The sequence below is a fragment of the Pseudomonas sp. S3_B11 genome, assembly GCF_054667715.1.
This window is the reverse complement of the sequence record NZ_CP162749.1, coordinates 2185220-2203773: the sequence shown is the minus strand read 5'-3', so window position 1 is coordinate 2203773 and position 18554 is coordinate 2185220. Positions and strand designations below refer to the sequence as shown.

Sequence of the window (18554 nt, the reverse complement as noted above, 5' to 3'; positions counted from 1 at the left end):
CCCATGCGGAAGCAAAGCAAATGTCATCAGAACTCATCATCGCCTGGATCTATGCATCACCGTTGAGCACCGCTATCAGGGACCTGTCCTGGGTCGTGCCGAGCATCCAGAGCGTTCATATCGTCGCCATCGCAGTGATCTTCGGCGCCGCCGTGATCTCTGATCTGCGCCTGGCCGGCGTGTTCGCCACCGACGAGCCCATGGCTGGCGTCGTGCGCCGCTATTTCCCGTGGATGCGCGCCGCGCTCATCGTCCTGCTCCTCACCGGGCTGGTCATGATCATCGGCGAGCCAGACCGCGTACTGGTCAACACGACGTTCTGGCTGAAGATGTTCCTGGTCGTCGCCGTGTTCACGCTGGCCTGGTCAATCCGGCGCCCATTGCTGCGTCCCGCCGCTCAAGCGCAAGGCGAGGACCAGAAGCCTCCCTTCAAGGCGCTGGCCTGGCTGTCGATCGCCCTGTGGTGCGGCGTGATCTTCTGCGGTCGCTGGATTGCCTACTGATCCCAGCGTTTTCAATGAACGTTTTTCTCAGGTATTCGCCATGGACATCCAATCGATACTGCAAGCCCTCGAGGACACCTCTGTCGCCGCCTACATCAGAGAGTCGGGCTCGTTTTTTCCAAACCTGGAGTCGGTGCATGTGATCGGCATCGCCCTTGTGTTCGGGACCATCGCCGTCGTCGACTTGCGCCTGCTTGGCGTCGCCTCCCATCGGCGAAGCGCGCTACGGCTGATCCAGGAACTGCTGCCATTCACCTGGGTCGCCTTCGCAGCCTGCGTGGTTACCGGCCTGCTCATGTTCACCTCCAATGCCACCACCTATGCGCAGAACAGCGTCTTCTGGTGGAAGATGGGCCTGTTGCTGCTGGCGGGCGTGAACATGGGGATATTCCACCTGGGCGCCTATCGCCGGATCGACGAATGGGACACGACCCTGCCGCCGCCCAACCAGGCCCGTATCGCTGGGTTCAGCTCGTTGACGCTGTGGGTGAGCGTGATCTGCCTTGGCCGCTGGATCGGATTCGTCTGATGGCTCGCCTGTCGCACACCTGCCCTAGCGATGACGCCAACGGCGCGATCCAGGTCGTGCGCCCGGCATCCAGCCGCTGGGAATCGCTGGCCCTGTTGCTTGCGGCCCTGGCAATCATCGCCTGCGTGACAGGCTATGTGCTGCTGCGCCCACAGCACGCCGGCCCACCGACACCCTTGAGTTGGCAGGTGCGCTCCTTCGATGGCCTGGGTGCGGTCGACCAGGCCATCCACAGCGCCCTGTTGCCCGCCGGTGAAGAAATCATCTGGAACAACAACGACACCGGCGGTTGGATCACGCTGGAGCAGGCTCAGAAGATCTTGCTGCCGCCGTTCTATCGAGACGCCTTCTGGAAAACCAATGGCGAGGTGCACTGGCAGTTGATTCTGCCTGGCACGCACCTGCCCCATGCCGGTTCCGTCGATGATCACGACGACGCCGACACCCCGCAAGCCCCGAGCCCCAGCGACGTATCACAAGCCACCCAGGGCCAGGGCGCCACGGTCTACTACGGCTCCGGCGGTCACGCGCCCGGCCAGAGCGCCTATCTGCTCGTCATTGGGCACGCCCATGCCGGCGTCATGTGGGCCAACCAGGCGACGATCTGGGTCCATCGCGACCCGAACGCGCCCTACCCCGGCATCGTCAAGCCTGAATCGCTGGTCGGCAGCGGTTGGCGCCAAGTCATCCCTTACAACGGTGCCAGCGAAGTCGAACGTGTAAAAGGAAACCAGCCATGACCGTTTCTACCAGACACCGCGCACTGTGGCGTCGTTGCCTTGCGCTGCTGGTGCTGATACCCGCCATCGCACTCGCTGGCCCGACTGCGCCCTTGGGCAAGAAGCTCAAGATCGGCGTCACCCTGCACCCGTACTACAGCTTCGTGGCGAATATCGTCGGCGATCGAGCCGAGGTCGTTGCGCTCATTCCGGCACAGGCGAACCCGCATAACTATCAGCCGCAGCCCGACGACATCACCCGCGCGATGACCCTCGATGCCCTGGTCGTCAACGGCATCGGCCACGACGAATGGGCCTTCCAGATCATCAAGGCCGCCGGCCGCGGGGCGACACTGCCGATCATCCAGGCCAATGCCTCGGTGGCCCTCATTCCCATCGGCGGCGACCAGGACGGCGCCAAGGTGGTCAATCCGCATACCTTCGTTTCCACCACGGCAGCGATACAACAAGTCTTCGAGATCACTCGCCGGTTGGGGGAGCTGGACCCGGGCAACGCTGCGGCGTATCGACAAAACGCCCTGGCCTATGCCGCGCGCATCCGGGCGCTAAGGGCCGGCTTCATGACCCGCTTCGCCGCGCTGGATTTGTCTTCGTTCCGCTGCGCGACCACCCATGCCGGCTACGACTACATGATGCAGGAGTTCGGCCTGTTCGTGAGCGCGGTGATCGAGCCCCGTCATGGCGTCGCGCCGACCGCGCGCCAGTTGGCCAACACCATCGACGCCATCAAGAAGGCCAATGTGAAGGTGTTGTTCGCCGAGAAAAATTTCTCCCTCGATCTCGCCAAGCCTATCGAAGCCGCCACCGGCGTGAAGGTCTTCTCGCTGTCTCACATCACCGGCGATACCTACAGCGCGGACGAATTCGAGGTGGCGATGCGCGAAAACCTCGAGACCTTGGCCGAAGCCGTTGAGTTCATGCAGCGATGAAGGAGACACCAGCGATGCGCGGTCCCGCCATAGTGTTCGATAACGTTTCCCTGCGACTGGGAGGCACGCAAGTGCTTGAAGACATCAGTTTTCGGGTGGAAGCCGGTGCGCTGCACTGCCTGGTCGGTCCGAACGGAGGCGGCAAGACTTCACTGGTGCGCGCACTGCTGGGCCAGATGCCGCATTCGGGAACGGTCCGCTTCGAGGGCGAGGTCACCACCCCCGTGGGCTATGTCCCGCAATTGCCGGACTTCGACCGCAACCTGCCGATGACGGTCAACGATCTCATGGCCCTTCTCGGTCAACGCCGGCCAGCCTTCCTGGGCTCCAACCGATCCGCCAAGGCGGCCAATGCCGAGGCCCTGTCGCGTACCGGCGTGGCCGGAATGGGCGCCAAACCCTTTGGCAGCCTGTCCGGTGGCCAGCGCCAGCGCGTGCTGCTGGCCCAGGCGATCAGCCCGGCGCCCTGGCTGTTGATCCTCGACGAACCAACCGCCGGCATCGACGAATCGGGCGTGCGGCTGGTGGAGGCGCTGGTGGCCGAGTTGCACGGCCGTGGCGTCACTATCCTGTGGATCAACCATGACCTGGAACAGGTCAGGCGCATCGCCCAATCGGTGACGGTTATCAACCGCAGAGTGCTGTTCCACGGCGCCCCCTACCAAGTCGCCTATTCACTGGAGGGGGGCCAATGAGCGCCCTGTACGACTTCATTCGCAACCACCTGCAGGCGCTCGCCTCGAGTGGCATCCTGCCGCAGCCGTTCGAGTACGAATTCGTAATCAATGCATTGCTCTGCGCAGTGCTCATCGGACCGCTGCTGGGCGTGCTGGGCTCGATGGTGATGATCAAGCGCATGGCGTTCTTCAGTCAGTCCGTCGGCAACGCGGCGATGACTGGCGTTGCCATTGGCGTGCTGATCGGCGAATCCTACACGTCCCCCTACTTCTCGATGTTCGGCTTTTGCTTGTTGTTCGCGCTGACACTGAAGTACACGCAGCACCGCACCACGCTGGCCAATGACACGCTGATCGGCGTGTTCCTGTCCATCTCGCTGGCGGTCGGTGCCTCGCTGTTGCTGTTCGTGTCGGCGAAGATCAACACCCACGTGATGGAAAGCGTGCTGTTCGGCTCCATCCTGGCGGTGGACCACACCGACATGAATGTGCTGCTTGGCGTCACGGCGATGTGTGCGCTGCTCGGACTGCCGCTGTACAACGGCATGCTGTTGGCCAGCCTCAATCCGAGCCTGGCACATGCCCGCGGCGTGCGTGTGCGAAGCGTCGAGTACCTGTTTGTGGTGCTGGTCACCCTGGTGACGGTCGCCTGCCTGAAAATCATCGGCGCCGTGCTCGTCGAAGCCCTTCTGCTCATACCGGCAGCGGCGGCACGCAACATCAGCCGTTCACTCCCGGGGCTGGTGGCGCGCGCCATCCTGATCGCGACCTTTTCCTGCGTGGTGGGCATCCTGGCGCCGATGCAGTTTCACATTCCCGTGCCAACGGGCGGCGCAATCGTGATAGTCGCCGCCCTGGTGTTTATCGCCACCACCGTCATGCGCGCTACCACGTCCCGGTTCAGGGGGGCCAGCGTATGAACAGGCAATGGCTCTACAGGTCCTGGCTGACGATGCTGGCATTGCTGCTGGGCAGCCCGCTTTCGGCCATTGCCGACACTAGCCGGCAACAGGTGCTTGTCGCACTGCCTGCCGTGTATGCGCTCACCTCGGCACTCAGCGACGGCACCACCCTTGAGGTCGTCCGTGTTCCGGCAGACGCGGCCGTGCCCATGGAAAGCCAGGCCAACGCGCTGTCGCGCCTGGACGCCGCGGTATTCCAGCAGGCCGAAGCCGTGGTCACCCTCAGCAGTCTCTGGCGCGCGGATCCGCTGTATGCGGCGGCACGCCGGCAAAATCTGCGGATCGTCGAGATCGATGCCTCGCGCTCATGGGACACCATCAAGCCCGGCGTGGCCTCGACCCGCGCGCCATCGAACGACGTTCCCTGGGCCGCCGCGAGCGAGGCCGATGAGGGGCAATCCCCGTACGCCTGGCTCGGCCCCGTCAACGCCATGCGCATGTCGGCGCTGATCGCTGCCGACCTGGCACGCCTGGCCCCCACCGATGCGCCACGGATAGAGCGCAACCTCGCCGCGCTCGAAGGCCGCTTGCGCCGGCTCAAGGCAGACTACGGCGCCCGGTTGACGGCAGTGCCGGACCTGCGCGTGCTGTCGCTGGCCAATGAGTTCATCTACCTGTTCGGCGAATTCGGCGTCTTTGTCGACGGCTGGTTCGTCCAACAGGACATCGACTGGAGCGACGCTGACTGTGCCGCGCTGACCCAATACCTGCGCGAGCGTGACATCCGCGTAGTGGTCCACAAGTGGGCACCGGACGCCAGAATCGCCAAGGCCATCAAGGACGGGGGCGCGCGGCTGCTGATACTCGATACAGGCAACCCGGGAATGCTCGCCGACAAGGCCAACGGATACGAAGCACTCCTGGGTTCGAACCTGGAGGCCCTGCTGGCGGCCTTTGCTACGACTGGCAACGACAACACGAGGGGCGATGGTCAGTCGCCCTCCCAATGAACGATCTTGACGGCGAGACGTTATGAAATTCATAGGTTCAGCACTGCGGCTAGCGATGGCAGGCGCTCTGGCGTTCTGCCAGGCAACCTTCGCCCATGGCCCCGTCTTCGATTGCTACATCGAGGGCGATAACCAGGTGAAGTGCGAGGCGGGCTTCACCGATGGCAGCTCGGCCACCGGCAGAAAAATCCATGTCCAGGACCCGAGCAACAAAGTGTTGCTCGAAGGCGAGGTTGGCAAGGACAACACCTACATGTTCCAGCCCCCCGCCGGAAACTACTCCGTGGTGTTCCTCGGTGGCGCCGGCCATGAAATCACGATTCAGTCTTCCGACATTTCAAGGTGAAAGCGACATGACGTTCAAACGAAAACTGCTCCAGGCCCTTGCCGCTACGACACTCACTGGCTTGACCGGCGCGGCACAGGCCCATTTCCAGATGCTCTACCTCGAGGAAACGGCGCTGCAGCGCGCAGAAAAACTCGAGTTCGCCCTGGTGTTCACCCACCCCTTCTCCGGCGGCCCCACCATGGCCATGAATGAACCTCGCGCCTTCAGCCACAGCAGCTCCCATGGCGGAGAAAAAGTCGATCTGCGCAAATACTTGCGCCCCGTCGAGTGGCAGAGTCGCGACAACCGAACGACGGCCTATCGTGCCTCGATTCCACGGGAGTTGGTGCGCTCACTGGGCGATCACATCTTCGTCCTCGAACCCGAGCCCTACCTGGAGACCGAGGAAGATGTCTATATCCAACAGTTCGCCAAGCTCATCGTGAACGTCGGTGGAGTCCCCAGTAACTGGGCAGAACCACAAGGGTTGCCGGTGGAGATCCAGCCATTGAACAAGCCTTATGCAAACTGGACCGGCGGCGTGTTCCGCGCCGTGGTGCTGGCCGATGGCAAGCCTGTTCCGTTCGCCGAAGTCGAAATCGAATACGTCAACCATTCCGTTGATCTCGAAAAAAACGCCTTCGGCCAGCAAGACTATGTCACAGCCCCCCAAGCCTCATTCAAAGCCCAGAACACCTACGCGGACGCCCAAGGTATCGTGACCATCGGCCTGCCCCGGGCCGGCTGGTGGGGCATCGCCGCGCTCGACATCGGTGCGACGAAAACCTACAAGGGCAAACCCCTGTCGCAAGACGCGGTGCTGTGGGTGCAGGCCAGGGACATGAAGTGACCCGGCCCTCATGCGTTCACATCTACGACGGTGCGCCCGCGCACCTTGCCTTCCAGTACCCGAGTGGCAACGGCCGGCACCTCTGCCAAGCCAACCATCTGGGTGGTGCGGGTCAGCTTGCTCAAATCAAGGTCCTGGGCGAGTCGCGACCATGCCTGCAGGCGCACCGCTTGCGGAGCATTGACCGAATCGATACCGGCCAGGGTTACGTTACGCAAGATGAAAGGCAGCACCGAGCCAGGCAGATCCGCGCCCTGGGCCAGGCCGAAGGCAGCGACAACGCCGCGATATTGGGTTTGAGCCAAGGCATTGGCCAGGGTGTGGCTGCCCACCGAATCAATGACGCCAGCCCAGCGTTCCTTGGCGATCGGTGCGCCCGGTTGCGACAAGGTGTTGCGGTCGATGATCTGCGTCGCCCCAAGGTCGCGCAAGTAGTCGCCCTCCTCTTGCCGTCCGGTCGAGGCGATCACTCGATAGCCCAGGCCCGACAGCAGTGCGATGGCCACCGAGCCGGCGCCACCGCTGGCACCAGTGACCAGGATATCGCCTCGATCAGGGGTCAGCCCGCCATGCTCCAATGCCAGGACGCTGAGCATCGCCGTGTAGCCCGCGGTGCCGATGGCCATGGCCGCCTGGGTCGAGAATACCTCCGGGATTTTTACCAGCCAGTCACCGCTCACCCGCGCCTTCTGCGCAAAGCCACCGTGGTGGGTCTGGCTCAGCCCCCAGCCGTTGACCAGCACACGGTCGCCGGCCTCGAACCCCGGGTGACTGGACGTCTCGACGATACCGGCGAAGTCGATGCCCGGAATCAGCGGAAACTGGCGAATGACAGGTGAACGGCCACTGAGGGCCATGGCGTCCTTGTAGTTCACGGTCGAGAACTCGATCGCGACGGTAACGTCACCGGGCATCAGGTCCTCGTCCTTGAAGTCGACCAGATGGGTCGAAATCGCTTCGCCGGTTTTGGTCGTGAGCAGCGCCTTGAATGTCATTGTTCTTGTCCTGTTCGTTCAAACGGATCGTCATCGCTGCCCTGCAGATGCAACAGACACGGCAACGGGTATGGCCAGGCCGAGTCAGTGTGCCTGAGAAGGCCGTTTGGTTTCGAGTTGCAGCGCCCTGCGGATGCCCGTGTCCAGCAAGCGCGCCGGAGCAAAGCTGCGCATGAACTGCAACTGGCCGGCCGCTTTGCCAGCGGTATAGCGCAACTTCGGACGCTCGGCACGCGCGACCTGGAGTACCACTTCAGCCACCACGTCGGGGCCGTCGGCGGTCGCCATGGCCTGGTTCACCACTTTCGTCACTTTTATCCGAATGTCTTCATACACGTCGAGCTTGGCATCGGGTTGGAGGTTGTTGCTCTCGAATTGAGTCTTGGTATAGCCGGGCTCGACGACCGTGACCCTGATGCCGAGGGTACGCAATTCGTGATCCAGCGCTTGCGAATAACCTTCCACCGCATGCTTGCTGGCTGAATAGAGGGCCGCGTAAGGAACAGGCACGATGCCGAGGATTGAGCCGATGTTGATGATGCGGCCAGCACCCTGGCGGCGCATGTGCGGCACCACCGCGCGCGTCGTGCGTACGATGCCGAGGAAGTTGGTATCGAAAAGGGCCTTGGCCTGCTCGACGGAACTCTCCTCCGCTGCGGCGGGCGCGATGCCGAAGCCGGCATTGTTGACCAGCAGATCAATCCGCCCCTCCAACGTCAGCAGTTCCTGGATGACCGCTTCGACGCTGGCATCATCAGTGACATCGAGCACCAACAGCGGAAACCCCTGCGGCCCCGCCTGCCCGCCTCGTCGGCTGGTGCCGTAGACGCTGTAGCCTGCGGCCACGAGCTTGTGTGCAATGGCTTCCCCGATACCGGATGAAGCACCGGTCACTAACGCTACACGTTTGTTGATCATCATGAATGTCCTTCCGGTTATCGACGTTATCCGGTCAGAGATCGCAACTGTGGTCCTGGATCATCGACTGGCAGCCTTATGATGATGATCATAATCGTAGCGGTCAATTATTTTGATGCTGATCGACATCAATAATATCGATCGCGGCGTTGCTTCCGGCATTTGAATAAATCAGTTCTGTTTCTGCGGCCACTTAAACTTTCGGCAAAAGCGCAAAAAGTGCCCCACCAATGGCTATGGTTTAGTCACATGGCTGTTGGGCTTGCCGCCCTCATCGCGAGCAAGCTCGCTCCCACAGGTTTTGCGCTGCACATGGATTTTGTGTCTGCTGAAGATCCAATGCTGGGATGATCGCCCTGGATATTGCCAGTGTGACGGCCCTGACCCACCTCTTCGCAACTGACATGCGAATCCGGCAACGTGGACACATCCTTATGTGTCGCAAGCCTGCTGTCCTTTCAGGGAGTAAAGAATTTCGCCGTCTACTCCGCCGCAAAAGCCTACGTGCTTCGCTTCTCCGAAGCCCTTCATCGCGAACTCAAAAGCGATGGCATCGCCGTGACAGCCCTTTGCCCGGGCATGTCGGACACCGGCTTTGAAAATGGTGATGATGCAACCCCAGCCTATGGTGCGCAGGGGAATCCGAGCGCTGCAAGCCGGACGCATGAGTGTCGTTCCGGGGCTTGGCAACAAGGCAATCACCGTCCTGACCTGGGCCACTCCGCGCTGGTTTCATCAGGGACTCATGGCGCGCATCATGGGCGTCTGAGCAAGCACAAAGGCAGCTTTACCCTGGGAAACGACACCCCGAAAATGTGACCTTATGCATAAATGGTCACAAGCTGAATAAATCCAGGCGGCCATCAGCCGCTGGAGCGAGAGGTGAATCGGATGGGTAAAGCGCCTGCAATGGCCTGGGTGCAATCTTCAGCCACAGCTCAAGGCATGAGGCTGCGCAAGATCAGGTTGCAGGTGAGCGTTGGGGCAACCTCGACGTAATCGAGGCTGTACTGCAGCAGCAAGGGATTGACGAAAGGCCGCAGCGCCAGATGGATCGCGTCTACGGTTTCGTCCAATGGCGTCTTGCGCTCGAACTCGCCCAGCTCGCGCCCCTCGCGCACGATTTGCAACACGAAGCTCTTGATCCGTGCGTTGTAGACTTGCGAACTGGGCCATTGCTCAGACGCGGAAAACGCCGCAATGTCATAGAGCTTGCGATCATTGAAAAACAGGTTAACGCCTGTGGTGATCAGGGCCTTGACCAGGCGGCGAAAACGCTCCGTCGCTGAAAGCCCGTCTTCACTGATGGCCTGCTCCACCGCCGCGACGATTTCTGCCAGGCATTGGCTACAGATAGCCTCGCCAATCGCCTGCTTGGAGTCGAAGAACTTGTAGATGTAGGCCTTGGAGAACCCGATGGCCTTGGCCAGGTCGGACACCGTGGTCTTGCCATAGCCGTATTGACTGAAATGCTCGTTGGCCGCCGCGACAATCTGGTTTCGAATGTCGTGATCGGCGGGGCCGCGGGTGCTGGGCGAAGATATTGAGGGCTGGTTCATGGAGGCAGCTTACGCATCCTGAAGATCGTTGACAACTTGTGACCATTAAACAATATAGTCACAAACCAACCACTATCAAGCTGTCAGCACGCCCCTTCCTTCTATTTGGCGAAAATCTGGCTCATATCCTTGAACGCCTTGAATTCCAGCGCATTACCGCAAGGATCGAACAGAAACATCGTGGCCTGCTCTCCAACCTGTCCTTTGAAACGTATGTAAGGTTCGATCACAAACTCGGTGCCAAAGGATTTCAGCCGCTCGGCCAGCGCTTCCCACTCCTGCCAACCCAGAATGATGCCGAAGTGAGGTACCGGCACGTCGTGCCCATCGACCGGATTGCTGTGGGCGCTCTCTTGGGAAACGGTCTTCGGCTGTTCATGGATCACCAACTGATGGCCGTAGAAGTTGAAGTCGACCCAGTGGGCGCTGGAGCGGCCCTCTTGCAACCCAAACACTTCGCCATAAAAGGCCCGAGCGCCTGGAAGGTCATAAACAGGGATTGCGAGGTGGAAGGGAGAAAGGCTCATCATGGCTCCTGTGGCTTTTGTAAGGACCGGGCCATCGTAAGGCCGGGCTCAAAACAAGAAAAACAATATATTTCGCTCAGTAACACAATTAATATTTGTGAATGATCAAAGAACTCAAGACCCTTATCGCCGTAGCACGGGAAGGTACTTTCGCTGCCGCAGGCAATAAAATCGGCCTCACCCAGGCGGCGGTCAGCGCACAGATCCAGCGCCTGGAAGCCGAGCTTGGCTTCGAGATTTTCGACCGCAAGGGACGCTCGGCTCATCTCAATCGGATGGGTCATCAAATACTCTTGCAAGCCCAAGAGTTGTTGCGCCTTTACGACAATCTTGGCGCGAGTCCTGCCGGGCTTGCCCCCAGCGTCCTGGTGAACATTGGCGCTATCGCTTCGGTACAGCGCTCCTTCCTGCCAGACGCGCTCGCCAGGTTTCACCAGCAATGTCCGCAGTGCCGCACGCGGGTCCTTCCTGGCGTGTCGATGGAGTTGATCAACCTGGTGGATGCCGGCGAAATCGACATGGCCGCCATCATCCGCCCGCCTTTCTCGCTGCAAAGCGACCTGCGCTGGATGACCCTGGCGCTGGAGCCGTATCGACTGATCGTTCCAAGCGCGCTCCCCGGAGACGACTGGGCTGAATTGCTTGGCAGCCAACCCTTCATTCGTTATGACCGGGCGTCGTTCGGTGGCCGGCAGGTGGACCGTTTCCTGCGCAAGATGCATTTCGCCCTGCACGAAGTCAGCGAGCTGGATGAACTGGAGGCCATCATCAAGCTGGTTGGAAACGGCGTCGGTGTGGCCCTGGTGCCGCAAACCGCGACCCACCACAACTGGCCAGAGGGTGTGCGCGCCCTCGACCTAGCGGAGCACACCTTCCACCGTGACGTCGGGCTCGTCCATCGACCTCGACAAAGCTTCACCGAACCCGCGGGGATACTAGTGCAATTGATTGCCGAGCAGGCCCGAGCCAACCCCGTATGAGTCACACCTCTTTGCACCGAAACAAAAACCCGTGCGCTGGCTCAAGGTTTTTGTCGAGCGGATGATCTATACCTTCAAGTACACGCAGTCAGGCCAAGGCAACAGACTGGCGTGTCCTGATAAGACGACTGTGGCAAACCCGCTTCGGGTGCGCTGCATGACATAAAAACGTCGGCCTGCAAGACGCTGTTTCCGCGCCCCCTTTGAATGGCGCACCACTTTCCAATGCCTGAAGTATTGATCATGAGCCCGAGCAAACGCGTCTTGAATGCCCCCACCAGAGCGCTACCCAGGCTTTGTCTGTTGTTACCGCTGTTGGTTGTCAACAACGCACGCGGTGAACCCTTGGAGATAGAACTGCATATCCTCGACGCGCCGCCGCTGACATTCGTCAACGACCCCAGGGGCCACGGAATCGTTGGCGATGTCGCCGTGGCGGCCATGACCAAGGCCGGGTACGCCGTAAAAATCCATCTACTCCCCTGGGCCAGGGCACAGAAACACGTCAGTGAAGAACATGACCACTTGATCGCGCCACTGTCGCGCATCCCCACCCGCGAGGATCGCTTCACCTGGATCGCTTCGATCATGCCTATGGAGCGTGCTTTTTTCAGCCTTGAGCGACGGGTGAGCAACTTCGCCCAAGCGAAGGAAACCTACCGCAAGATCGGCGTCGGCCTGGGCAGTGCACAGGAAGATATCCTGCGCACCGAAGGGTTCAGCGATGAACAGATCTATCCGCTGGCCATCGGCGACAACCCCGCCCAGATGCTGTTGATGGGGCGTATCGATGCCTGGTTCAACGGCGTGCCGGAGAGTCTGTACATCTGGCCGAAGGTGTCCAAGCGCAAACTGCTCATGAGTAAGGTCGGCAGCAGCGCTGACCTTTACCTGGCCTGCTCGAAGCAATGCTCGCCAAAAATGGTCGAGGACTTGCGCGAAGCGGTTGAAGCGCTTCGCGCGGATGGGACAGTCAAGCGAGTCCATGACATCTATTTGCCGCAGTAGGCTGTGGCGAGGGGATTTATCCCCTCGCCACAATAAACTCAACATCCAATGGATAGCATCGCCGGACTAGAGGCCTTATCGATGGCTTATATCATTCTGAATGATAGTTACCTTTGCTTCATTCGATTCGTTCCTCTGCCTTGCGCCACGCATCATCCGCCCATTCTCAATACATTGGCGGATGCTATCCATGGAACATTCACTTTCAAAACTGCGTTTTCCCCTCGCGCTGCTGGCGGTGCTGGTGATGAGCGCCTGCGGCAAGACTCCCGACACGGCAGCGTCCATGCCGCCGGCCAAAGTCAGTGTGGCCAAGGTATTGGAGCAGCCCGTCAACGAATGGGATGAGTTCACCGGGCGCCTTGAAGCGCCGGAAACCGTCGAGATCCGCCCACGGGTTTCCGGGCAGATCGACGAAGTGGCCTTCACCGAAGGTGCGCTGGTCAAGAAAGGCGACCTGTTGTTCCAGATCGACCCACGCCCCTTCCAGGCTGAAGTACGTCGTCTCGAAGCCCAACTGGCCCAAGCCCGAGCCACCGCCACCCGCAGCGAGAACGAAGCCCAGCGTGGCGAACGCCTGCGCTTGAGCAATGCCATTTCCGCCGAGCTGGCCGACTCGCGCACCAGCGCCGCCCAGGAAGCCCGCGCCGCCGCTGCGGCCATCCAGGCACAATTGGACCTGGCCAAGCTGAACCTGAGCTTCACCCGGGTGACCTCGCCCATCAGCGGTCGCGTCAGCCGGGCGGCCATCACCGCCGGCAACCTGGTGACCGCTGACGTCACCCCGCTCACCAGCGTGGTCTCCACGGATAAGGTCTACGCCTACTTTGATGCCGACGAACGTGTCTTCCTCAAGTACACCCAACTTGCCCGCCAGGGCCAGCGCGGCCAGGCCACACCGGTCTACATGGGCCTGTCCAACGAAGACGGCAACCCGCACCAGGGCCAGATGAACTTCGTCGACAACCAGGTCAACCCGCAGACCGGCACCATCCGTGGTCGTGCCGTGTTCGACAACAAGGACGGTGCCTACACCCCAGGCCTGTATGCCCGCCTGAAACTGGTGGGCAGCGGCACCTACGCCGCCGTGCTGATCAACGACGAAGCCGTCGGCACCGACCTGGGCAAGAAATTCGTGCTGGTGATGGACGCCGAGAACAAGCCGGCCTACCGCGCCGTCGAGCTGGGTCCGAAGATCGAAGGCCTGCGCATCGTGCGCAGCGGCCTGAGCAAGGACGACACCATCATCGTCAAGGGGCTGCAACGGGCTCGCCCGGGTGCACCGGTCACGCCTGAAACCGTACCGATGGCCAGCGACGAAACCATTGCCGCCCTGGCACAACAACGTAAAGCGCTCGAAGCCAGCAACCTGCCCCAAGTCGCGCCATCCAAGGACGCGTCAGGGGCGGCAGGCAAATTGGCCGCTGCGACCCCACGCGGTTAAGGGACTGAATCCAAGATGAAATTTTCCCAGTTCTTCATTTCGCGGCCGATCTTCGCAGCAGTGCTTTCGCTGCTGATCCTGATCGCCGGCGCCATCTCGCTGTTCCAATTGCCGATCAGCGAATACCCGGAAGTCGTGCCGCCGACCGTGGTGGTGCGCGCCAACTTCCCGGGCGCCAACCCCAAGGTCATCGGCGAGACTGTTGCCGCGCCCCTGGAACAAGCCATCACCGGCGTCGAGAACATGCTGTACATGTCCTCGCAATCCACCGCTGACGGCAAGATCACCCTGACCATCACCTTCGCCCTGGGCACCGACCTGGACAACGCCCAGGTGCAGGTGCAGAACCGCGTCACCCGGACCGAGCCCAAGCTGCCGGAAGAAGTGACCAGGATCGGCATCACGGTGGACAAGGCGTCGCCCGACCTGACCATGGTCGTGCACTTGACCTCGCCGGACAAACGCTACGACATGCTCTACCTGTCCAACTACGCCCTGCTCAACATCAAGGATGAGCTGGCGCGCCTGGGTGGTGTGGGTGATGTGCAGCTGTTCGGCATGGGTGACTACTCCCTGCGAGTCTGGCTGGATCCGAACAAGACCGCCTCGCGCAACCTGACCGCCACCGACGTGGTTACCGCGATCCGTGAACAGAACCGCCAGGTGGCGGCCGGCGCCCTGGGTGCACCGCCAGCGCCCAACGCCCAGGCTTTCCAGCTCTCGATCAACACCCAGGGTCGCCTGGTGAACGAGGAAGAGTTCGAGAACATCATCATTCGTTCCGGCGCCAACGGCGAGATCACTCGCCTGAAGGATATCGCCCGGGTCGAACTGGGTTCCAGCCAATACGCCCTGCGCTCGCTGCTGGACAACCAGCCGGCAGTGGCGATCCCGATCTTCCAGCGTCCGGGCTCCAACGCCATCCAGATCTCCAACGACGTTCGCGAGAAGATGGAAGAGTTGAAGAAGGGCTTCCCGGCCGGGATGGACTACAGCATCGTCTATGACCCGACGATCTTCGTCCGTGGCTCCATCGAGGCGGTGGTGCACACCCTGTTCGAAGCGCTGATTCTCGTGGTGCTGGTGGTGATCCTGTTCCTGCAGACCTGGCGCGCCTCGATCATTCCATTGGTGGCGGTGCCGGTTTCGCTGATCGGTACATTCGCGGTGATGCACCTGTTCGGCTTCTCGTTGAACGCCCTCTCGCTGTTCGGCCTGGTACTGGCGATCGGTATCGTGGTGGACGACGCGATCGTGGTGGTGGAGAACGTCGAGCGAAACATCGAACTGGGGCTCACCCCGGTGGAAGCGACCAAGCGCGCCATGGGCGAAGTGACCGGTCCGATCATCGCCACCGCCCTGGTGCTGTGCGCGGTGTTCGTTCCGGCGGCGTTCATCAGTGGCTTGACCGGGCAGTTCTATAAGCAGTTCGCCCTGACCATTGCCATCTCCACGGTGATTTCGGCAGTCAACTCCCTGACCCTGTCGCCAGCCCTGGCTGCGGTATTGCTCAAGGGTCATGACGCGCCCAAGGACCGTTTCTCCAAGTTCCTCGACAAGCTCTTCGGTGGCTGGTTGTTCCGTCCGTTCAACCGCTTCTTCGAGCGCGCCAGCCACGGTTACGTGGGCACCGTCGCCCGAGTGATTCGTAGCAGCGGCATCGCCCTGGTGCTCTATGCGGGCCTGATGGTGTTGACCTTCTTCGGTTTTTCCACCACCCCGACCGGTTTCGTGCCCGGCCAGGACAAGCAATACCTGGTGGCCTTCGCCCAATTGCCGGACGCCGCGAGCCTGGACCGTACCGAAGACGTGATCAAGCGCATGTCGGACCTGGCCCTCAAGCAACCGGGCGTTGAAAGCGCCGTGGCCTTCCCGGGCCTGTCGATCAACGGTTTCACCAACAGCCCGAACGCCGGCATCGTGTTCGTGACCCTCAAGCCCTTCGACGAACGCAAGGACCCGAGCATGTCGGCCGGCGCCATCGCCGGTGCCTTGAACGGCCAGTACGCCGGGATCCAGGAAGCCTACATGGCGATCTTCCCACCGCCGCCGGTACAGGGCCTGGGTACGATCGGTGGTTTCCGCCTGCAAATCGAAGACCGGGGCAACCTGGGCTACGACGAGCTGTACAAAGAAACCATGAACATCATCACCAAGAGCCGCAGCGTGCCGGAACTGGCCGGGTTGTTCACCAGCTACACCGTGAACGTGCCGCAGGTCGATGCCGCCATCGACCGTGAAAAAGCCAAGACCCACGGCGTGGCCGTCAGCGACATCTTCGACACCCTGCAGATCTACCTGGGTTCGCTGTATGCCAACGACTTCAACCGCTTCGGTCGCACCTACCAGGTCAACGTCCAGGCCGAGCAGCAGTTCCGTCTCGAGTCGGACCAGATCGGCCAGCTCAAGGTGCGCAACAACCGTGGCGAGATGATCCCGCTGGCGACCTTCATCAAGGTCAGCGACACCTCGGGGCCAGACCGCGTGATGCACTACAACGGCTTCATCACCGCTGAAATCAACGGTGCCGCCGCCCCGGGCTACAGCTCCGGCCAGGCTGAAAAAGCCATCGAGAAACTGCTCAAGGACGAACTGCCCAACGGCATGACCTACGAGTGGACCGACCTGACCTACCAGCAGATCCTCTCGGGCAACACCGCGCTGTTCGTGTTCCCGCTCTGCGTATTGCTGGCGTTCCTGGTGCTCGCGGCACAGTACGAAAGCTGGAGCCTGCCATTGGCGGTGATCCTGATCGTACCGATGACCCTGCTGTCGGCCATTACCGGGGTGATTCTCTCCGGCGGCGACAACAACATCTTTACCCAGATCGGCTTGATCGTACTGGTGGGGCTTGCCTGCAAGAACGCGATCCTGATCGTCGAGTTCGCCAAGGATAAACAGCTCGAAGGCATGAACCCGCTGGCGGCGGTGCTGGAAGCGTGCCGCCTGCGTCTGCGGCCAATCCTGATGACCTCCTTCGCCTTCATCATGGGCGTGGTGCCCCTGGTGTTCTCCAGTGGTGCTGGTGCGGAAATGCGCCATGCCATGGGTGTGGCGGTGTTCTCCGGGATGCTCGGCGTGACCTTCTTCGGCCTGCTGCTCACCCCTGTGTTCTATGTACTGATCCGCAACTTCGTCGAGCGCAGCGAGGCCCGCAAAGCGGCCCGGGCTTTGAAACTGGAGGCGCAACAATGAGTTTGAAAGCGTTCGTGCCGAGCTTGCTGGTGTTGGCCTTGAGTGCCTGCGCCGTGGGCCCGGACTACAAGGCCCCGCAAACGGAGGCGGCGAATATCACCACCGCCACCGACGGCGCCGCCGGCCAGAAGAATTTCGACCGTGCCCGGTTCGAAGGCATCTGGTGGCAGCAGTTCGACGACCCGACCCTTAACGCGTTGGTGACCCGTTCCCTGGAAGGCAACCGCGAGTTGCGCGTGGCCTTCGCCCGTTTGCGGGCCGCCCGGGCGATTCGCGATGACGCCAGCAATGACGCCATGCCAACCATCACCAGCCGTGCCAGCAGCAATCTGGGCAAAGGCCAGATCCCGGGACAGACCACCGACCGGGTCAATACCGAGCGTTACGACCTGGGCCTGGACATGGCCTGGGAACTGGACTTGTTCGGACGCATCCAGCGCAACCTGGAAGCCACCGATGCCAATCAGCAGGCGATCGAAGCCGATCTCTATCAGTTGCAGGTGACCATGATCGCCGAACTGGTGGACGCCTACGGTCAATTGCGCGGCGCGCAACTGCGGGAAAAGATCGCCCTGGCGAACCTCAAGAACCAGCAGGATTCGCGCAAGATCACCGAAAGCCTGCGTGATGCCGGCGTCGGCGATCAGCTCGATGTGGTGCGGGCCGATGCGCGCCTGGCCTCGGTGGAAGCCAGCGTGCCGCAGTTGCAGGCCGAACAGGTGCGTCAACGCAATCGCATCGCCACGTTGCTGGGCGAGCGTCCGGACAAACTCAGCGTGGACCTGAGCCCGAAACAGTTGCCGGCCATCGCCAAGGCCCTGCCCATCGGCGACCCGGGTGAACTGCTGCAACGGCGCCCGGACATTCTCAGTGCCGAACGCCAACTGGCCGCTGCCACGGCGCGCATCGGCGTGGCCAAGGCCGACCTGTTCCCACGGGTCAGCCTGAGCGGTTTCCTCGGCTTCACGGCTGGCCGCGGCTCGCAGATCGGCTCCTCGGCGGCCAACGCCTGGGCGCTGGGCCCGAGCATTACCTGGGCGGCTTTCGACCTGGGCAGCGTACGGGCTCGCTTGCGCGGTGCCGACGCCGAGGCGGACGGCGCCCTGGCGACCTACGAACAGCAAGTGCTGCTGGCTCTGGAAGAATCGGAAAACGCCTTCAGTGACTACGGCAAACGCCAACAACGGCTGATCTCGCTGATCCGCCAGAGTGAATCGAGCCGCGCCGCCGCCGACCTCGCCGAGATTCGCTACCGCGAAGGCACTGTGGACTTCCTCGTGCTGCTCGACGCCCAGCGCGAACGCCTGGCCGCCGAAGACACACAGGCCCAGGCCGAAGTGGACCTGTACCGCGGCATCGTCGCGATCTACAAGGCCCTGGGCGGCGGCTGGAAACCGGAAACCGTCGCCAGCAACTGATCCCCCTGCTCAACCGAGCTCCTTTGGTTGGCCGCAACCAGC

General features: G+C 61.6%; 18 protein-coding genes and 1 pseudogene. 15 read left to right on the top strand and 4 right to left on the bottom strand.

Annotated features, from left to right (window positions below):
* Nucleotides 1–20 precede the first annotated feature (20 nt).
* The 9 genes from AB4O22_RS10185 to AB4O22_RS10145 are packed head-to-tail and all read left to right on the top strand — an operon-like array spanning nt 21 to nt 6468.
* Nucleotides 21–503: a DUF6644 family protein gene (locus AB4O22_RS10185; protein ID WP_027911572.1), complete on the top strand. Its 483-nt coding sequence runs from the start codon at nt 21–23 to the stop codon at nt 501–503.
* 40 nt (nt 504–543) lie between these two features.
* Entirely contained in the window at nt 544–1032 is a 489-nt protein-coding gene (locus AB4O22_RS10180; RefSeq protein WP_027911573.1) for a DUF6644 family protein, read from the top strand.
* Nucleotides 1032–1772 carry a DUF6162 family protein gene (locus AB4O22_RS10175; RefSeq protein WP_028236816.1) on the top strand — a complete coding sequence of 247 codons (741 nt, stop codon included), beginning with the start codon at nt 1032–1034 and terminating at the stop codon, nt 1770–1772. The genes AB4O22_RS10180 and AB4O22_RS10175 overlap by 1 nt, the downstream gene beginning before the upstream one ends.
* Entirely contained in the window at nt 1769–2701 is a 933-nt protein-coding gene (locus AB4O22_RS10170; RefSeq protein WP_027911575.1) for a metal ABC transporter solute-binding protein, Zn/Mn family, read from the top strand. Before AB4O22_RS10175 ends, AB4O22_RS10170 begins: the two co-directional genes overlap by 4 nt.
* Nucleotides 2702–2715: 14 nt before the next feature.
* Nucleotides 2716–3396, top strand: coding sequence for a metal ABC transporter ATP-binding protein (locus tag AB4O22_RS10165; RefSeq protein WP_223524484.1), 681 nt, complete (start codon nt 2716–2718; stop codon nt 3394–3396).
* Nucleotides 3393–4298, top strand: a complete 906-nt coding sequence (locus tag AB4O22_RS10160; protein WP_460096198.1) for a metal ABC transporter permease — start codon at nt 3393–3395, stop codon at nt 4296–4298. Before AB4O22_RS10165 ends, AB4O22_RS10160 begins: the two co-directional genes overlap by 4 nt.
* Nucleotides 4295–5290 (top strand): metal ABC transporter substrate-binding protein, encoded by a 996-nt coding sequence (locus AB4O22_RS10155; RefSeq protein ID WP_223524490.1) that lies wholly within the window; start codon nt 4295–4297, stop codon nt 5288–5290. Before AB4O22_RS10160 ends, AB4O22_RS10155 begins: the two co-directional genes overlap by 4 nt.
* 22 nt (nt 5291–5312) lie before the next feature.
* Complete coding sequence (locus AB4O22_RS10150) at nt 5313–5636, top strand: hypothetical protein (RefSeq protein WP_028236812.1); 324 nt, start codon at nt 5313–5315, stop codon at nt 5634–5636.
* Nucleotides 5637–5643: 7 nt separating this feature from the next.
* Nucleotides 5644–6468: a DUF4198 domain-containing protein gene (locus tag AB4O22_RS10145; RefSeq protein ID WP_027911580.1), complete on the top strand. Its 825-nt coding sequence runs from the start codon at nt 5644–5646 to the stop codon at nt 6466–6468.
* An 8-nt stretch (nt 6469–6476) separates the two neighbouring features.
* Here AB4O22_RS10145 and acuI read toward each other — a convergent pair whose 3' ends face one another.
* Nucleotides 6477–7463, bottom strand: coding sequence for an acrylyl-CoA reductase (NADPH) (gene acuI / locus AB4O22_RS10140; protein ID WP_460105638.1), 987 nt, complete (start codon nt 7461–7463; stop codon nt 6477–6479).
* 84 nt (nt 7464–7547) lie between these two features.
* Nucleotides 7548–8381: an oxidoreductase gene (locus tag AB4O22_RS10135; protein WP_223473304.1), complete on the bottom strand. Its 834-nt coding sequence runs from the start codon at nt 8379–8381 to the stop codon at nt 7548–7550.
* 347 nt (nt 8382–8728) lie between these two features.
* On the opposite strand from AB4O22_RS10135, the pseudogene AB4O22_RS10130 reads away from it, so the two are divergent.
* Nucleotides 8729–9150 (top strand): annotated as a pseudogene (locus tag AB4O22_RS10130) (SDR family NAD(P)-dependent oxidoreductase); the annotation flags it as partial.
* 169 nt (nt 9151–9319) lie between these two features.
* Here the strand turns inward: AB4O22_RS10130 and AB4O22_RS10125 are convergent.
* Together AB4O22_RS10125 and AB4O22_RS10120 are read right to left on the bottom strand one after the other, a co-directional pair.
* Nucleotides 9320–9940, bottom strand: a complete 621-nt coding sequence (locus AB4O22_RS10125) for a TetR/AcrR family transcriptional regulator (RefSeq protein WP_460096197.1) — start codon at nt 9938–9940, stop codon at nt 9320–9322.
* A 101-nt stretch (nt 9941–10041) separates the two neighbouring features.
* Nucleotides 10042–10467: a VOC family protein gene (locus AB4O22_RS10120; protein WP_460096196.1), complete on the bottom strand. Its 426-nt coding sequence runs from the start codon at nt 10465–10467 to the stop codon at nt 10042–10044.
* Nucleotides 10468–10568: 101 nt separating this feature from the next.
* Between AB4O22_RS10120 and AB4O22_RS10115 the strand changes: the two genes are divergently transcribed.
* From AB4O22_RS10115 to AB4O22_RS10095, 5 genes are all read left to right on the top strand, one after another.
* The gene (locus tag AB4O22_RS10115; protein ID WP_460096194.1) at nt 10569–11447 is read left to right on the top strand and encodes a LysR family transcriptional regulator; all 879 of its coding nucleotides are present in this window, start codon (nt 10569–10571) and stop codon (nt 11445–11447) included.
* Nucleotides 11448–11690: 243 nt separating this feature from the next.
* Nucleotides 11691–12455: a substrate-binding periplasmic protein gene (locus tag AB4O22_RS10110; protein ID WP_057450843.1), complete on the top strand. Its 765-nt coding sequence runs from the start codon at nt 11691–11693 to the stop codon at nt 12453–12455.
* A gap of 190 nt (nt 12456–12645) precedes the next feature.
* On the top strand, nt 12646–13899 hold the full coding sequence (gene mexE / locus AB4O22_RS10105) for a multidrug efflux RND transporter periplasmic adaptor subunit MexE (protein WP_013693469.1): 1254 nt from the start codon (nt 12646–12648) through the stop codon (nt 13897–13899).
* Between the two features lie 15 nt (nt 13900–13914).
* A complete protein-coding gene (locus tag AB4O22_RS10100) occupies nt 13915–17094 on the top strand; it encodes an efflux RND transporter permease subunit (protein WP_003202298.1) in 3180 nt (1059 codons plus the stop codon).
* Nucleotides 17091–18512, top strand: a complete 1422-nt coding sequence (locus AB4O22_RS10095) for an efflux transporter outer membrane subunit (RefSeq protein ID WP_003202299.1) — start codon at nt 17091–17093, stop codon at nt 18510–18512. Before AB4O22_RS10100 ends, AB4O22_RS10095 begins: the two co-directional genes overlap by 4 nt.
* Nucleotides 18513–18554: the final 42 nt, after the last annotated feature.

What these genes read in the sequence shown, in the direction of transcription:
- AB4O22_RS10110 (WP_057450843.1), top strand. Translation starts at nt 11,691, where the DNA reads ATGAGCCCGAGCAAACGCGTCTTGAATGCCCCCACCAGAGCGCTACCC.
- AB4O22_RS10135 (WP_223473304.1), bottom strand. Translation starts at nt 8,381, where the DNA reads ATGATCAACAAACGTGTAGCGTTAGTGACCGGTGCTTCATCCGGTATC.
- AB4O22_RS10170 (WP_027911575.1), top strand. Translation starts at nt 1,769, where the DNA reads ATGACCGTTTCTACCAGACACCGCGCACTGTGGCGTCGTTGCCTTGCG.
- AB4O22_RS10120 (WP_460096196.1), bottom strand. Translation starts at nt 10,467, where the DNA reads ATGAGCCTTTCTCCCTTCCACCTCGCAATCCCTGTTTATGACCTTCCA.
- AB4O22_RS10125 (WP_460096197.1), bottom strand. Translation starts at nt 9,940, where the DNA reads ATGAACCAGCCCTCAATATCTTCGCCCAGCACCCGCGGCCCCGCCGAT.
- mexE (WP_013693469.1), top strand. Translation starts at nt 12,646, where the DNA reads ATGGAACATTCACTTTCAAAACTGCGTTTTCCCCTCGCGCTGCTGGCG.
- AB4O22_RS10165 (WP_223524484.1), top strand. Translation starts at nt 2,716, where the DNA reads ATGCGCGGTCCCGCCATAGTGTTCGATAACGTTTCCCTGCGACTGGGA.
- acuI (WP_460105638.1), bottom strand. Translation starts at nt 7,463, where the DNA reads ATGACATTCAAGGCGCTGCTCACGACCAAAACCGGCGAAGCGATTTCG.
- AB4O22_RS10185 (WP_027911572.1), top strand. Translation starts at nt 21, where the DNA reads ATGTCATCAGAACTCATCATCGCCTGGATCTATGCATCACCGTTGAGC.
- AB4O22_RS10100 (WP_003202298.1), top strand. Translation starts at nt 13,915, where the DNA reads ATGAAATTTTCCCAGTTCTTCATTTCGCGGCCGATCTTCGCAGCAGTG.
- AB4O22_RS10115 (WP_460096194.1), top strand. Translation starts at nt 10,569, where the DNA reads ATGATCAAAGAACTCAAGACCCTTATCGCCGTAGCACGGGAAGGTACT.
- AB4O22_RS10150 (WP_028236812.1), top strand. Translation starts at nt 5,313, where the DNA reads ATGAAATTCATAGGTTCAGCACTGCGGCTAGCGATGGCAGGCGCTCTG.
- AB4O22_RS10095 (WP_003202299.1), top strand. Translation starts at nt 17,091, where the DNA reads ATGAGTTTGAAAGCGTTCGTGCCGAGCTTGCTGGTGTTGGCCTTGAGT.
- AB4O22_RS10160 (WP_460096198.1), top strand. Translation starts at nt 3,393, where the DNA reads ATGAGCGCCCTGTACGACTTCATTCGCAACCACCTGCAGGCGCTCGCC.
- AB4O22_RS10175 (WP_028236816.1), top strand. Translation starts at nt 1,032, where the DNA reads ATGGCTCGCCTGTCGCACACCTGCCCTAGCGATGACGCCAACGGCGCG.
- AB4O22_RS10155 (WP_223524490.1), top strand. Translation starts at nt 4,295, where the DNA reads ATGAACAGGCAATGGCTCTACAGGTCCTGGCTGACGATGCTGGCATTG.
- AB4O22_RS10180 (WP_027911573.1), top strand. Translation starts at nt 544, where the DNA reads ATGGACATCCAATCGATACTGCAAGCCCTCGAGGACACCTCTGTCGCC.
- AB4O22_RS10145 (WP_027911580.1), top strand. Translation starts at nt 5,644, where the DNA reads ATGACGTTCAAACGAAAACTGCTCCAGGCCCTTGCCGCTACGACACTC.